The organism is Mycolicibacterium elephantis DSM 44368 (assembly GCF_004014805.1).
GTDB classification, from domain to species: domain Bacteria; phylum Actinomycetota; class Actinomycetes; order Mycobacteriales; family Mycobacteriaceae; genus Mycobacterium; species Mycobacterium elephantis.
Map to the genome: position 1 here is coordinate 80,727 of NZ_ATDN01000056.1, position 13,466 is coordinate 94,192.

Here is a 13,466-nt window from a genome sequence, read left to right on the forward strand (position 1 = left end):
ACCGGACCGTAAGCTGTGTGGTTGTGACGATCCCGAACGTGCTGGCCAGCAGGTACGCCAGCGAGGAGATGGTGGCCATCTGGTCGCCGGAGGCCAAGATCGTCGCGGAGCGTCGGCTCTGGCTGGCGGTGCTGCGGGCACAGATGGAGTTGGGGGTCGACGTGCCACCCTCGGTCCTCGCCGACTACGAGCGGGTGCTCGAGGACGTCGACCTCTCGTCGATCGCGGCGCGGGAACGGGTGCTGCGCCACGACGTCAAGGCGCGCATCGAGGAGTTCAACGCGCTGGCCGGCCACGAGCACGTGCACAAGGGCATGACGAGCCGCGACCTCACCGAGAACGTCGAGCAGCTGCAGATCCGCCGCTCCCTGGAGTTGGTGCATGCGCACGGCGTCGCCGTGGTGGCCCGGCTGGCCGAGCGGGCGATCAGCTACCGCGACCTGGTGATGGCCGGGCGCAGCCACAACGTCGCGGCGCAGGCCACCACGCTGGGCAAGCGGTTCGCGTCGGCCGCCGAAGAGATGCTGCTCGCGCTGCAGCGGCTGCGCGGGTTGATCGAGCGCTATCCACTGCGGGGGATCAAGGGCCCGATGGGCACCGCGCAGGACATGCTCGATCTGTTCGACGGGGACACCTCCCGGCTGGCCGACCTGGAGCGTCGCGTCGCCGAATTCCTGGGATTCACCGAGCTTTTCAGCAGTGTCGGGCAGGTGTATCCGCGGTCGTTGGACCACGATGTGGTGTCGGCGCTGGTGCAGCTGGGAGCGGGGCCGTCCTCGCTGGCGCACACCATCCGGTTGATGGCGGGCCACGAGCTGGTGACCGAGGGGTTCGCGCCGGGACAGGTGGGCTCCTCGGCCATGCCGCACAAGATGAACACCCGGTCGTGTGAGCGGGTGAACGGGCTGCAGGTGGTGCTGCGCGGCTACGCGTCGATGGCAGCCGAACTGGCTGGCGCCCAATGGAATGAGGGCGACGTGTTCTGCTCGGTGGTGCGCCGGGTGGCGCTGCCCGACGCGTTCTTCGCCATCGACGGGCAGATCGAGACGTTCCTGACCGTGCTCGACGAGTTCGGCGCCTACCCGGCCGTGATCCAGCGTGAGCTCGACCGCTATCTGCCGTTTTTGGCCACCACCCGGATCCTGATCGCCGCGGTGCGTGCCGGAATGGGCCGCGAGGCAGCGCACGAGGTGATCAAGGAGCACGCCGTGGCCGTCGCGCTCGCCATGCGGGAGAGGGGCGCCGAACCCGACCTGCTCGATCGCCTCGCGGCCGATCCTCGGCTGCCGCTGGACCGGCCCGCGCTGGACGCCGCGCTGGCCGACAAGCAGGCCTTCACCGGTGCGGCCGGGGACCAGGTCGACCGGGTCGTCGAGGCGGTCGACGAGTTGGTCAGCCGCTACCCCGAGGCCGCCAAGTACACCTCGGGTGCCATCCTGTGACGTCGAGTCCGGAGTTGGCCCGGATCGACTTCACCGATCTGGACAACTTCGCCAACGGCTTTCCGCACGACCTGTTCGCGGTGCACCGGCGTGAGGCACCGGTGTACTGGCACGAACCGACCGAGCACACTCCCGACGGTGAAGGCTTCTGGTCGGTGGCCACTCACGCCGAAACCCTTGCCGTACTGCGTGATCCGGTGACGTACTCGTCGGTGACCGGCGGTGACCGGCCGTACGGCGGCACGCTGCTGCAGGATCTGTCGATCGCCGGGCAGGTCCTCAACATGATGGACGACCCGCGTCATGCCGAGGTCCGGCGGCTGGTCAGCTCGGGTCTCACCCCGCGGATGATCCGCCGCGTCGAGGAGGATCTGCGTGCGCGGGCCCGGCGGTTGCTGGACGCGGTGGTGCCGGGCGAGCCGCTTGACTTCCTCGTCGACATCGCCGCCGAACTGCCGATGCAGATGATCTGCATTCTGCTGGGAGTTCCCGAATCCGAACGGCATTGGCTGTTTCACGCCATCGAGCCGCAGTTCGACTTCGGGCAGGCCCGCCGCGCCGAACTGGGGCAGGTCGGGCAGATGTCGGCCGAGGAAGCCGGCTCCCGGATGTACGCCTACGGCCAGGAGCTTATCGCGTCCAAGCGTGCCGAGCCCACCGACGACATGCTGTCCGTCGTCGCCAACGCCACGCTCGACGAGGGCTTGTCGGATCTCGAACTGTATCTGTTCTTCAGCCTCCTGTTCAGCGCGGGCGCCGAGACCACCCGCAACGCGGTGGCGGGCGGGCTGCTCGCGTTGATCGACCATCCCGGCCAGTTCGCGGCGCTGCGCGCCGATCTGGACCAGCTGCCCACAGCGGTCGAGGAGATGGTGCGCTGGACATCGCCGTCGCCGTCGAAGCGGCGCACCGCGACCTGTGACACCGAACTCGCGGGCATCGAGATCAGCGCAGGGCAGAAGGTGCAGGTATGGGAAGGCTCGGCGAACCGGGACCCGGCGGTGTTCACCGAACCCGACACGTTCGACATCACCCGTAAACCCAATCCGCACTTGGGATTCGGGCATGGTGTGCACTACTGCCTCGGCGCAAACCTGGCCCGGCTGGAGCTTCGCGTGCTGTTCGAGGAACTGCTGACCCGGTTCTCGTCGGCGCGGCTGGTCAAGCCGGTGGAGTGGACTCGCAGCAATCGGCACACCGGTATCCGACATTTGGTGGTCGAGCTGCGCGGGTGAAGCCGGACGCGTTTGCCGCCGTCATGGCGATCGGCATCGTGTCGATCGCCGCGGCCGACCACGGCTACCGGGCGCTCAGCGACGGGCTGGGAGCGCTCGCCGTCGCTGGATTGGTGATTCTGGTTGTGGTGGCGGCGATCTCGTGGTCGAGGCAGCCGCCGGACCCGACAGATGTCGACGTCACTGTGCGGTTGTTCACGTTCGTGGCGGCGTGCGCGGTGCTCGACAGCAGGTTCACGTCGACCCCCGGTGTGCTGTGGACGCTCAGCCTGCTGGCGGCGACGACGTGGCTGGTGCTCGGCGTGCGACTGGTGCGCAACCTCGCGGTCTGCCGTTGGCGAGATCTTCGTGAAAGAGCCTGTGGCGCATGGGAGTTGCCCAGTGTCGGGACGTCCGGGCTGGCGCTCGTCACCGTCGCGCTGGCGCGTCACACCGGCTGGACCAGCTTGCTGCTCGCTGCCGTGGCGATGTGGGTGCTCGCGATGGCGGTGTATGCCGTGATGACCTGGCTGATCCTGGCCCGCGCGTTCGCCGCCCGCCTCGACCCCGACGGGTTCGAGCCCGACGCGTGGATCCTGATGGGCGGGTTGGCCATCGCGACGCTGGCCGGCGACCACATCCACCACGACGCCGCCGGATGGCTCGCCGAAGCGGCGTGGCTGGTCACCGTCGGAACGTGGGTTGCGGCAACGGCGTGGATTCCGCCGCTGCTGTACTTCGGCGTGCGCCACGCTCAACGCCCCGAGGCGCTGCGCTTCGCCGGGGTCTGGTGGGCGATGGTGTTCCCGCTCGGCATGTACTCGGTGGCCACCGACACCACGTCGACGGAAACCGGTTGGACTGCGCTGACAAAGATTTCGCACGTGGTCTTCTGGATTGCGTTCGCCAGCTGGGCCATCGTGGCGGTCGCGGGGCTGTCGCGGTTGGGACGCCAGATGCGCCTGCACCTACCCTCGAGGCATGGACCCAAGTGACGCGAACCTGCGGGTGTCCGACGATGACCGCGCCCACGTGCGCCGACTGCTCGAGCACGCCGTCGGTCAGGGCCTGCTCACGCTCGACGAGTTCAGCGAGCGCATTGACACGGTGCTGACCGCCAGAACCCGCGGGGATCTCCGAGCGGTGCTCGCCGATCTGCCCGAGGCCGACCTGCCGCGCTCGCACTCGCCGGCAGTGACCCCCGACGGCGGCGAACTGGTGCAGGGCCGGATGTCGACGATCACACGGCGCGGCCAGTGGACGGTGCCGCCGCATCTGCGGTTGAAGACCCGGATGTGCGACACCACGCTCGATTTCACCACCGCGACCCTGCAGAGCCCGACCGTCGTGCTCGACATCGACGACTACTTGAGCTCGACCGAGCTGATCCTGCCCGACGGCGCCACCGCGGACCTCAACGGCGTCGACACGTTCGCGGGCAGCACCACGTTGAAGGTGCCCTACGGTCCCCGGTCGCCGCAGCTGCACCTGGTCGTGCGTGGCCGGGTGCGGTTCGGGTCGGTGACGGCGCGGTACTCCTATGGGCGGGTGTGGCGGCGCATCTTCGGCTAGCAGCGAAATCAAGAGCGGCGCAGCCGCTGCACCCCGGCCGCGCGCAACTCCAGCGCTGCGAGTCCCTGGATCGCGACCGCGTCGTAGCTGCGCCAGGCGCCCACCGGGTCGGCGTGTATCTGCGCCAGCTGCGCCAGCGGCCGGTTGGCCAGCGCGCGCAGCGCCAACAGCTGTTCGCCCGCGGGTGTGCGGGCCAGCGTGATCGCGGTCCACTTGCGACGGGCGAACCGCACGCGCAGTAGCAGCCACGGCATCGCGACGAACAGGATCGGTGGGGCCGCGACGGCGATCGCCAGCACCCACGCCAGCCACGACGCGGTGGTGTCGAGGTTGTGCCCCGCGCCCGCGATCTCCAGCGCGGCGTCGCTGGCCGCCCGCAGGGGCGCGGCCAGGGCCTGGCCGATCAACGGCACGTCATCGGCTTGGCCGCCCGCGGCGTCGAGATTGCCGGCGATGCCGTTGGCCCCGGCCTCGACCTCGCGGCCGACCGTGGCGATCGTGGACACCGCCGAGTGGACGGCCGCGCCGACCGACAACCACACGATGGTCCAGCCGAGCACGATGATGTCGCTGATGAACTGGCCGACGAAGCGCGAGGGCGTGGTGGCGTAGGGGACAAACCGCGAACTCATGGTGTTGATGCTGCCCGATAGGCTGGCCCGATGCGCCCCGCTCTGTCCGACTACCAACATCTGGCCAGCGGCAAGGTCCGCGAGCTGTACCGCGTCGACGACGACACGCTGCTGTTCGTCGCCACCGACCGCATCTCCGCCTACGACTACATCCTGGATTCGCAGATCCCCGACAAGGGCCGCATTCTGACCGCGATGAGCGTGTTCTTCTTCGACTTCTTGAGCCGGTCGGCTGCTGTGCCGAACCATCTGGCCGGTCCGCCCGATGACGAACGCATCCCCGAGGACGTGCTCGGCCGCGCGTTGGTGGTGCAGGAGCTCGAGATGCTGCCGGTGGAGGCGGTGGCCCGCGGCTATCTGACCGGATCGGGTCTGATCGACTACCAGAAGACGGGCGCGCTGTGCGGCATCCCGCTGCCACCCGGCCTGCGCGAGGCCAGCAAGTTGCCCGAGCCGCTGTTCACTCCCGCCACCAAAGCCGAATTGGGGCAGCACGATGAGAACATCTCGTTCGACGCGGTGGTCGACCTGATCGGCGCCGAGCGCGCGCATGAGGTGCGCGAATGCACACTGCGGACCTATCGGCAGGGCGCGGATTACGCGCTCACCAAAGGCATCATCGTCGCCGACACGAAGTTCGAGTTCGGCGTGGACGCCGAGGGCACCCTGCGGCTGGCCGACGAAGTGTTCACACCCGACTCGAGCAGGTACTGGCGCGCCGACGACTGGCAAGAGGGCGTTGTGCAGCAGAGCTTCGACAAGCAGTTCGTCCGCAACTGGCTCACCAGCGCCGAGTCCGGATGGGACCGCCACGGTGACGCACCGCCGCCGCCCCTGCCGCAGCACATCGTCGACGCGACGCGGGCACGCTACATCGAGGCCTACGAACGCATTTCGGGCCGCAAGTTCGACGACTGGATCGGACCCGCCTCGTGAATCCACCAGAAGCCAAACGCATCGAGCATCGTCGCGAGCATCACGGCGACGTCTTCATCGATCCCTACGAATTGCTGCGCGACAAGTCCAACCCCGAAGTCATCGAGCACCTCAACGCCGAGAACGCCTACACCGAACACGTCACCGCACACCTGGCCCCGTTGCGGCAGAAGATCTTCGAGGAGATCAAGGCCCGCACCAAAGAGACCGACCTTTCCGTGCCGACCAGGCGCCTGAACTGGTGGTACTACGCCCGCAGCTTCGAGGGCAAGCAGTACAGCGTGCACTGCCGCTGCCCGGTCGACGACCCCGACGACTGGACACCGCCGGTGCTTGACGAGAACACCGAGATTCCCGGCGAACAGGTGATTCTCGACGAGAACCTCGAAGCCGACGGGCATGAGTTCTTCGCGCTGGGCGCAGCGTCGGTGAGCCTCGACGGAAACATCCTCGCGTATTCGGTGGACGTCAAGGGCGATGAACGCTACACGTTGCGGTTCAAGGATTTACGTACCGGCCAACTGTACGACGACGAGATCACCGGGATCGCCGCCGGCGTGACGTGGGCTGCCGACAATCGCACCGTCTACTACACGACCGTCGACGAAGCATGGCGTCCCGACACCGTCTGGCGGCACCGCCTCGGCTCCGGGCTGCCGGATCAACGGGCCTATCACGAACCCGACGAACGGTTCTGGCTCGCGGTCGGCCGGACGCGAAGCGACAAGTACATCCTCATCGCCGCGGGCAGCGCCGTCACCTCCGAGATTCGCTACGCCGACGCCCACGATCCGGAAGCCGAGTTCGGCACTGTGTGGCCGCGCCGCGAACTCGTCGAGTACTCCGTCGAACACGCCGTCGTCGGCGGCGAAGACCGGTTCCTGATCCTGCACAACGACGGCGCGGAGAACTTCACGCTCGTGGAGGCTCCGGTGGCCGACCCCACCTCGACGCGCACGCTGATCGAACACCGCGACGACGTGCGGCTGGACTCGGTGGACGCCTTCGAAGCACACCTGGTGGTCGGGTACCGCAGTGAGGCGTTGCCGAAGATCCAGCTGTGGCCCGTGCACGCCGACGGCAGCTACGGGCATCCGCAGGACATCACGTTCGAATCCGAGCTGGCGTCGGCGGGACTTGGCGGCAACCCGAACTGGAGCTCGCCGAAGCTGCGGATCGGTGTCACCTCCTTCGTGACGCCGGTACGGATCTACGATCTCGACCTGCAGACCGGCGAGCGCACGCTGCTGCGCGAGCAGCCGGTGCTCGGCGACTATCACCCGGAGGATTACGTGGAGCGCCGTGACTGGGCCGTGGCGCCGGACGGCGTCCGTGTCCCGATCTCGATCGTGCACCGGATCGGCCTGCAGTTTCCGGCTCCGACCTTGCTGTACGGCTACGGCGCCTACGAGATGTGTGAAGACCCGCGGTTCTCCATCGCGCGGCTGTCGTTGCTCGACCGCGGAATGGTGTTCGCGGTCGCCCACGTTCGCGGCGGCGGGGAGCTCGGCAGGCGCTGGTACGAAGACGGCAAGATGCTGAAAAAGAAGAACAGCTTCACCGACTTCATCGCCGTCGCGGAGCATCTCGTGCAGACCGGCGTCACGCGCCCGGAGAACCTGGTGGCGCACGGCGGCAGCGCGGGCGGGCTGCTGGTGGGCGCGGCGGCCAACATGGCACCCGAGCTGTTCGCCGGGGTTCTGGCCGTGGTGCCGTTCGTGGACCCGCTCACCACGATCCTGGACCCGTCGCTGCCGTTGACGGTCACCGAATGGGACGAGTGGGGAAACCCCTTGGAGGACAAGGCTGTATACGAGTACATGAAGTCCTATTCGCCGTACGAGAACGTCGAGGCCAAACGGTATCCGAAGATCCTGGCGATGACGTCGCTGCACGACACCAGGGTCTACTACGTGGAACCGGCCAAATGGGTGGCCGCGCTTCGCTATACGAAGACCGACAACGAGCCGGTGCTGTTGAAGACCGAGATGAACGCGGGCCACGGCGGAATCAGCGGGCGCTACGAGCGCTGGAAGGAAACCGCCTTCCAGTACGCCTGGCTACTGGATGCCGCCAAGGCCGACCACGACGGCGGCGGCGCCTAGAAACAGCACCTGCTCGACGGTGCGCAGGTCCAACCGGGTCGTCATCGACTTCGGCGCGTTGGGCATCCGCGCGGCGTAGACGTTGGCGGGGAACATCACCAGCAGAAGCAGGAACAGGCCGACCGCCGCAGCCACCCGGGTCGGTGGATACAGCAGCCCGGCGGCGCCGACCAGTTCGAGCACGCCGGTGACCGTCACCAGCAGCGCGGGTGCGGGTAGCCGCGGCGGGACGATCGCGATCATGTCGCGGCGCAGCGGGTTGACGAAGTGCGCGACACCGGTGAGCACGAACATCGCGGCCAGGCCCACGGCGATCGCCGACGGCCAGCTGTCGAGGTAGCCGACACCCAGCCAACCGGCCAGCCGGGCGGCGAGCGTGCCGAGGACGAGGGTCAGGACAACGATCATTTGCGAACTCCAATCTTGACAGTGGCAAGTTCAGGATAGGAGCCTAATCTAGGCATTGTCAAGATTGCGCGCTATGATGGCCGGGTGACCAAGGCGTCCTACCACCACGGCGATCTGAGGGCCGTCATCCTGGCGCACGCCGCCGAGCTCGTCGCCGAGCGCGGCGCCGACGGCGTCTCGCTGCGCGAGCTGGCCCGCGCGGCCGGCGTCTCCCATGCCGCACCCGCGCATCACTTCACCGACCGGCGCGGGCTGTTCACCGCGCTGGCGGCCGAGGGCTGGCGGTTGCTGGCGGTCGAGCTCGCCGATGCGAGACCGGAGTTCATCGACGCCGCGCTGGCGTATGTGCGGTTCGCGCTCGCGCATCCCGGTCACTACGCGGTGATGTTCGACCGGTCGCTGGTCAACCCCGAGGATCCGGAACTGGTCGCCGCGATCGCGGCGGCGGGACGCGAACTCGCACAGGGTGTCGGCACCCTCGGCGACGACAGGGCGATCGCCGATCCGCAGGCTGCGGCGCTGGCGGCATGGTCTCTGGTGCACGGGTTTTCGCTGCTGTGGCTGAACAAGGCCATCGACACCGACGACGATCCGATCGCGCTGGTGCACCGCGTCGCGGGGATGCTGTTCAAGAACGAGTAGCGTGCCCGTCATGACCGACACACCGCTGACCGACATCCCGCTGACCACACTCGACGGCAAGCCCACCACGCTCGGGCAATTGGCCGACGGCGCCGCGCTGGTGGTCAACGTCGCCTCGAAGTGCGGCCTGACCCCGCAGTACACGGCCCTGGAGCAGTTGGCGAAGGACTACCGCGACCGCGGGCTCACCGTGATCGGGGTGCCGTGCAACCAGTTCATGGGCCAGGAACCCGGCACCGCCGAGGAGATCCAGGAGTTCTGCTCGACCACCTACGGCGTGACGTTTCCGCTGCTGGAGAAGACCGACGTCAACGGCCCCCAGCGCCATCCGCTGTATGAGCAGCTGACCAAGACGCCCGATGCCGACGGTGAAGCCGGCGACATCCAGTGGAACTTCGAGAAGTTCCTGCTCGCCCCGGGCGGCAAGGTGGCCAAGAGGTTCCGGCCCCGCACCGAGCCCGACGCGCCCGAGGTGATCGCCGCGATCGAAGAGGTCTTGGCGCACTGAATCGGCGACCAACTGGTGCCCGCGGCATAGCCCCGGCCCGCTAACGTGGCGGCCATGGCAGATGCTGACGTCATCGTCGTAGGAGCCGGGCTGGCTGGGCTGGTCGCGGCGTGCGAAGTCGCCGAACGCGGCCGTCGCGTGTTGATCGTGGACCAGGAGAACGCGAACAACCTGGGCGGACAGGCGTTCTGGTCGTTCGGCGGGCTGTTCTTCGTCGACAGCCCCGAGCAGCGCAGGCTCGGGATCCGGGACAGCCACGAGCTGGCGCTGCAGGATTGGCTCGGCACGGCGGGATTCGACCGGCCCGAAGACCACTGGCCGCGGCAATGGGCGCACGCCTACGTCGACTTCGCCGCCGGCGAGAAGCGCAGCTGGCTGCGCGAACGCGGATTGCAGACGTTCCCGCTCGTCGGATGGGCGGAACGCGGCGGCTACGACGCACGCGGGCACGGCAACTCGGTGCCGAGGTTCCACATCACGTGGGGCACGGGGCCGGCGATCGTCGACATCTTCGCGCGTCGGCTGCTCGGATCACCCGCGGTGACGTTCAAGCACCGCCACCGCGTCGACGAGCTGATCGTCGAGAACGGCGCGGTGGTCGGGGTGCGCGGGGCGGTGCTGGATCCGTCGGATGCCGCCCGCGGTGTTGCGTCGTCGCGAAACGTCGTCGGCGACTTCGAGTTCCGCGCCGGCGCCGTCGTGGTCGCCAGCGGCGGCATCGGCGGCAACCACGACCTGGTGCGGCAGAACTGGCCCAAGCGGATGGGCCGGGTGCCCGGCCAACTGCTGTCCGGTGTGCCCGCGCATGTCGACGGGCGGATGATCGGCATCGCCGAGACCGCGGGCGCGCGTGTCATCAACAGCGACCGCATGTGGCACTACACCGAGGGCATCACCAACTACGACCCGATCTGGCCCATGCACGGCATCCGCATCCTGCCGGGCCCGTCGTCGCTGTGGCTGGACGCGCACGGAAGCCGCCTGCCCGCACCGCTGTATCCCGGGTTCGACACACTCGGCACGCTCGAGCACATCGCACGGACGGGCCAGGACTACACCTGGTTCATCCTCAACGCGCGCATCATCGCCAAGGAATTCGCGCTGTCGGGTCAGGAGCAGAACCCCGATCTGACCGGCCGCAGCATCCGCGACGTGCTGCGCCGGGCGCGAAAGGGCGCGCCGGCACCTGTGCAGGCCTTTGTCGACCGCGGTGTGGACTTCGTGAGCGCGAATACGTTGCGCGACTTGGTTTCTGCGATGAACGACGTGCCCGATGTGCTGCCGCTGGAGTACGCAACGGTGGAAGCCGAAGTCACCGCCCGCGACCGCGAGGTGGCCAACAAGTTCACCAAGGACATGCAGATCGCCTCGATCCGCGTGGCGCGCAACTATCTGGGCGACCGGGTCAGCCGCGTCGTCGCCCCGCACCGGCTCACTGACCCGAAGGCCGGCCCGCTGATCGCGGTCAAGCTGCATATCCTCACGCGGAAATCGTTGGGCGGCTTGGAAACCGACCTGGATTCGCGGGTGCTCAAGCCCGACGGCACCGTGTTCGACGGGCTTTTCGCCGCGGGGGAGGCCGCCGGGTTCGGCGGCGGCGGGGTGCACGGCTACCGCTCGCTCGAGGGCACCTTCCTCGGCGGCTGCGTGTTCTCCGGGCGGGCCGCGGGCCGCGCGGCCGCCTCCTAGAAGGCGACCCCGTCCTCCTCGGGAAGCACCTGGAAATCGGTGTCGGTCATCTCCGAGAGCCGGTCGTAGAAGATGCCGCGGGCGCTCGGGTCGATGATCGCCTGGTGGATCGGCACCGCATGCGTCGGCGCGACGGCACGCAGGTAATCCACCGCCTCGGAGATCTTCATCCACGGCGCGGCCGCGGGTGTCGCCAGCACGTCGACCGGTTCGCCCGGCGTGAACAGCGCGTCGCCGGGGTGCATCAGGCGCGCCGCATGGGTGCCGTCGCCGACCAGGTAGGAGATGTTGTCGATGACGGGGATCTCGGGGTGGATCACCGCGTGCCGACCCCCGGCGCCGCGTACGGTCAGATGGCCGATCTGCAGTTCGTCGCCGACGTGCACGGCCTGCCACGGCTCCCCGAGTTGGGCGGCGGTCTGCGGGTCGGCGTACAACGCGGCCTGCGGGTTGGCGTCCAGCAGCGCGGGCAGCCGTTGGGTGTCGGCGTGGTCGGGGTGCTGATGGGTGATCAGGATCGCCGAGAGGCCCGTGATGCCCTCGAATCCGTGCGAGAAGACGCCCGGGTCGAAGAGAACGGTGGTGTCGGAGCCGGAATCATTCGTGAACTTCGCGAGTAGGCATGAATGGCCGAAATGCGTCAATTCCATACCTATATTGTGGCGGGGGGTGGTTGAAGCGTGCGGATGATGCTCGCGATCGTGCTCGCGGCGTGCGGTCTGGCCGTCGTGCCAGGTCCGCCCGCGCACGCCGTGCCGGGGATCTGCCCGCCGGCCTGCGACGCCGTCCCCGACTCGGCCTGGATGGTGTCCACCGCGATCCCCCTGTACCCGGTGTACCGCTGGCCGGGACTGGCCGGAGTGGCCGTCACCGCCACCGCGCCGCGGTTCGCCTTCGAGCAGGCCTGCGCCAGCCCGCCCGTCGTCCCCGACCCCCGCGACTACGCCGTCGCCGCACGCGCGACGGTGCCCAACCCGCCCGGCGACTGGCAGCTGCAGGCGCAGGTGGTGCATTGGCGGGGGCCCACCGCGCAGGGCGGCCCGACGGCGGCGCAGACCCTCCAGCTCGCCAAGACCCGGATACGCACCTGCCAGCTGACGGCGCCGTTCGTGTCGCCGTCGATCACCGTCGACGAACCGGACCGGGTCGCCGCGGTGATCAGCGCGGCCCGCCAGCGGGTGATGCACCAGTACCTGCTGGCGCACCCGGACAGCAGCAGCGTCGTCGAGCTGGCCCTGTGGTCGACGGTGCCACCGCGGGTGCCCTGGTCACCGGTCGCCGACGCGCAGGTCTTCGACGCCATGGCGGCCCCGCTCTGCCAGGCGTACGTCGGATCGTGCCGGTGAGGCGCACCGGCTGAACTCGCCGGTACAGTTGTCGCCGTGGCAAGGGTGGTGGTGCACGTGATGCCCAAGGCGGAGATTCTGGACCCGCAGGGGCAGGCGATCGTCGGCGCGCTGGGCCGTCTGGGCTTCAACGGCGTCTCAGATGTACGGCAGGGCAAGCGATTTGAACTTGAAGTCGATGACAGCATCGACGATGACATGTTGGCTGAGATCGCCGAATCGCTGTTGGCGAACACCGTCATCGAGGACTGGTTCGTGACCAGGGAGCAAGCGTGAGCGCGCGTGTGGGCGTGATCACATTTCCCGGCACCCTCGACGACGTCGACGCCGCGCGGGCGGTGCGCCTCGCCGGCGGTGAGGCGGTGAACCTCTGGCACGCCGACCCCGACCTGAAGAACGTGGACGCCGTCGTGGTCCCCGGCGGGTTCTCCTACGGTGACTATCTGCGCGCGGGCGCGATCGCGAAGTTCGCGCCGGTGATGGGTGAGGTGATCACCGCCGCCGAGCGCGGTATGCCGGTGTTGGGAATCTGCAACGGATTTCAAGTTCTCTGCGAGGCGGGTCTGCTGCCGGGCGCGCTGACCCGAAACGTGGGTTTGCATTTCGTGTGCCGTGACCTGTGGCTGCAGGTGGTGACCAACACGACGGCGTGGACGTCGCGCTACGAGCGCGGCGCCGACATCCTGGTTCCGCTGAAGTCCGGCGAGGGCCGCTATGTCGCCAGCGAGGACGTGCTCGACGAGCTCGAGGCCGAGGATCGGGTGGTGTTCCGCTACCGCGACAATCCCAACGGCTCGCAGCGCGACATCGCGGGGATCTGCTCGGCCAACCGGCGGGTGGTCGGGTTGATGCCGCACCCCGAGCACGCCACCGAGGCGCTGACCGGCCCGTCGGACGACGGGCTCGGCATCTTCTACTCCGCGCTGGACGCGGTGCTGGCCGCCTGAGCCTGGCGCGCGAGCGTGCATAGAG

15 protein-coding genes are annotated in these 13,466 nt (G+C 68.5%); 12 read left to right on the forward strand and 3 right to left on the reverse strand.

Annotation, left to right across the window (positions count from 1 at the left end):
* Window positions 1-23: 23 nt before the first annotated feature.
* From purB to MELE44368_RS23245, 4 genes are read left to right on the forward strand one after another with little or no spacing between them, the layout of a single operon-like run.
* Entirely contained in the window at window positions 24-1,442 is a 1,419-nt protein-coding gene (purB, locus tag MELE44368_RS23230; RefSeq protein ID WP_128110642.1) for an adenylosuccinate lyase, read from the forward strand.
* Window positions 1,439-2,677: a cytochrome P450 gene (locus MELE44368_RS23235; RefSeq protein ID WP_128110643.1), complete on the forward strand. Its 1,239-nt coding sequence runs from the start codon at window positions 1,439-1,441 to the stop codon at window positions 2,675-2,677. The genes purB and MELE44368_RS23235 overlap by 4 nt, the downstream gene beginning before the upstream one ends.
* The gene (locus MELE44368_RS23240) at window positions 2,674-3,651 is read left to right on the forward strand and encodes a tellurite resistance/C4-dicarboxylate transporter family protein (protein ID WP_128110644.1); all 978 of its coding nucleotides are present in this window, start codon (window positions 2,674-2,676) and stop codon (window positions 3,649-3,651) included. Before MELE44368_RS23235 ends, MELE44368_RS23240 begins: the two co-directional genes overlap by 4 nt.
* Window positions 3,638-4,228, forward strand: a complete 591-nt coding sequence (locus MELE44368_RS23245; protein ID WP_128110645.1) for a DUF1707 SHOCT-like domain-containing protein — start codon at window positions 3,638-3,640, stop codon at window positions 4,226-4,228. Before MELE44368_RS23240 ends, MELE44368_RS23245 begins: the two co-directional genes overlap by 14 nt.
* A gap of 8 nt (window positions 4,229-4,236) precedes the next feature.
* On the opposite strand, the gene MELE44368_RS23250 is transcribed toward MELE44368_RS23245, so the two are convergent.
* Window positions 4,237-4,860, reverse strand: coding sequence for a hypothetical protein (locus MELE44368_RS23250; protein WP_128110646.1), 624 nt, complete (start codon window positions 4,858-4,860; stop codon window positions 4,237-4,239).
* Window positions 4,861-4,890: 30 nt separating this feature from the next.
* Between MELE44368_RS23250 and MELE44368_RS23255 the strand changes: the two genes are divergently transcribed.
* Together MELE44368_RS23255 and MELE44368_RS23260 are read left to right on the forward strand one after the other, a co-directional pair.
* Window positions 4,891-5,796 carry a phosphoribosylaminoimidazolesuccinocarboxamide synthase gene (locus MELE44368_RS23255; RefSeq protein ID WP_128110647.1) on the forward strand — a complete coding sequence of 302 codons (906 nt, stop codon included), beginning with the start codon at window positions 4,891-4,893 and terminating at the stop codon, window positions 5,794-5,796.
* The gene (locus MELE44368_RS23260) at window positions 5,793-7,901 is read left to right on the forward strand and encodes a S9 family peptidase (protein ID WP_164890207.1); all 2,109 of its coding nucleotides are present in this window, start codon (window positions 5,793-5,795) and stop codon (window positions 7,899-7,901) included. The genes MELE44368_RS23255 and MELE44368_RS23260 overlap by 4 nt, the downstream gene beginning before the upstream one ends.
* On the opposite strand, the gene MELE44368_RS23265 is transcribed toward MELE44368_RS23260, so the two are convergent.
* Entirely contained in the window at window positions 7,857-8,309 is a 453-nt protein-coding gene (locus MELE44368_RS23265) for a DoxX family protein (RefSeq protein ID WP_128110649.1), read from the reverse strand. The two genes, MELE44368_RS23260 and MELE44368_RS23265, sit on opposite strands and share 45 nt — an antisense overlap.
* 84 nt (window positions 8,310-8,393) lie before the next feature.
* Between MELE44368_RS23265 and MELE44368_RS23270 the strand changes: the two genes are divergently transcribed.
* The 3 genes from MELE44368_RS23270 to MELE44368_RS23280 are packed head-to-tail and all read left to right on the forward strand — an operon-like array spanning window position 8,394 to window position 11,148.
* Window positions 8,394-8,951, forward strand: a complete 558-nt coding sequence (locus tag MELE44368_RS23270; RefSeq protein ID WP_128110650.1) for a TetR/AcrR family transcriptional regulator — start codon at window positions 8,394-8,396, stop codon at window positions 8,949-8,951.
* A gap of 10 nt (window positions 8,952-8,961) precedes the next feature.
* Window positions 8,962-9,459, forward strand: coding sequence for a glutathione peroxidase (locus tag MELE44368_RS23275; RefSeq protein WP_128110651.1), 498 nt, complete (start codon window positions 8,962-8,964; stop codon window positions 9,457-9,459).
* A 54-nt stretch (window positions 9,460-9,513) separates the two neighbouring features.
* A complete protein-coding gene (locus MELE44368_RS23280; protein ID WP_128110652.1) occupies window positions 9,514-11,148 on the forward strand; it encodes an FAD-binding dehydrogenase in 1,635 nt (544 codons plus the stop codon).
* Here MELE44368_RS23280 and MELE44368_RS23285 read toward each other — a convergent pair.
* Window positions 11,145-11,798: an MBL fold metallo-hydrolase gene (locus MELE44368_RS23285; RefSeq protein WP_128110653.1), complete on the reverse strand. Its 654-nt coding sequence runs from the start codon at window positions 11,796-11,798 to the stop codon at window positions 11,145-11,147. The genes MELE44368_RS23280 and MELE44368_RS23285 overlap by 4 nt on opposite strands.
* A 30-nt stretch (window positions 11,799-11,828) precedes the next feature.
* Between MELE44368_RS23285 and MELE44368_RS23290 the strand changes: the two genes are divergently transcribed.
* Genes MELE44368_RS23290 through purQ form a run of 3 tightly spaced genes read left to right on the forward strand, consistent with a single transcriptional unit; the run spans window position 11,829 to window position 13,441 of the window.
* Window positions 11,829-12,494 carry an ATPase gene (locus MELE44368_RS23290; RefSeq protein ID WP_128110654.1) on the forward strand — a complete coding sequence of 222 codons (666 nt, stop codon included), beginning with the start codon at window positions 11,829-11,831 and terminating at the stop codon, window positions 12,492-12,494.
* 36 nt (window positions 12,495-12,530) lie between these two features.
* Window positions 12,531-12,770 (forward strand): phosphoribosylformylglycinamidine synthase subunit PurS, encoded by a 240-nt coding sequence (purS, locus tag MELE44368_RS23295; protein ID WP_128110655.1) that lies wholly within the window; start codon window positions 12,531-12,533, stop codon window positions 12,768-12,770.
* Window positions 12,767-13,441, forward strand: coding sequence for a phosphoribosylformylglycinamidine synthase subunit PurQ (gene purQ, locus MELE44368_RS23300; RefSeq protein WP_128110656.1), 675 nt, complete (start codon window positions 12,767-12,769; stop codon window positions 13,439-13,441). Before purS ends, purQ begins: the two co-directional genes overlap by 4 nt.
* The last annotated feature ends 25 nt before the right edge of the window (window positions 13,442-13,466 follow it).

Coding starts and splice junctions, on each gene's coding strand:
- MELE44368_RS23245 (WP_128110645.1), top strand. CDS start 3,638: ATGGACCCAAGTGACGCGAACCTGCGGGTGTCCGACGATGACCGCGCC.
- MELE44368_RS23250 (WP_128110646.1), bottom strand. CDS start 4,860: ATGAGTTCGCGGTTTGTCCCCTACGCCACCACGCCCTCGCGCTTCGTC.
- MELE44368_RS23255 (WP_128110647.1), top strand. CDS start 4,891: ATGCGCCCCGCTCTGTCCGACTACCAACATCTGGCCAGCGGCAAGGTC.
- MELE44368_RS23265 (WP_128110649.1), bottom strand. CDS start 8,309: ATGATCGTTGTCCTGACCCTCGTCCTCGGCACGCTCGCCGCCCGGCTG.
- MELE44368_RS23275 (WP_128110651.1), top strand. CDS start 8,962: ATGACCGACACACCGCTGACCGACATCCCGCTGACCACACTCGACGGC.
- MELE44368_RS23280 (WP_128110652.1), top strand. CDS start 9,514: ATGGCAGATGCTGACGTCATCGTCGTAGGAGCCGGGCTGGCTGGGCTG.
- MELE44368_RS23285 (WP_128110653.1), bottom strand. CDS start 11,798: ATGGAATTGACGCATTTCGGCCATTCATGCCTACTCGCGAAGTTCACG.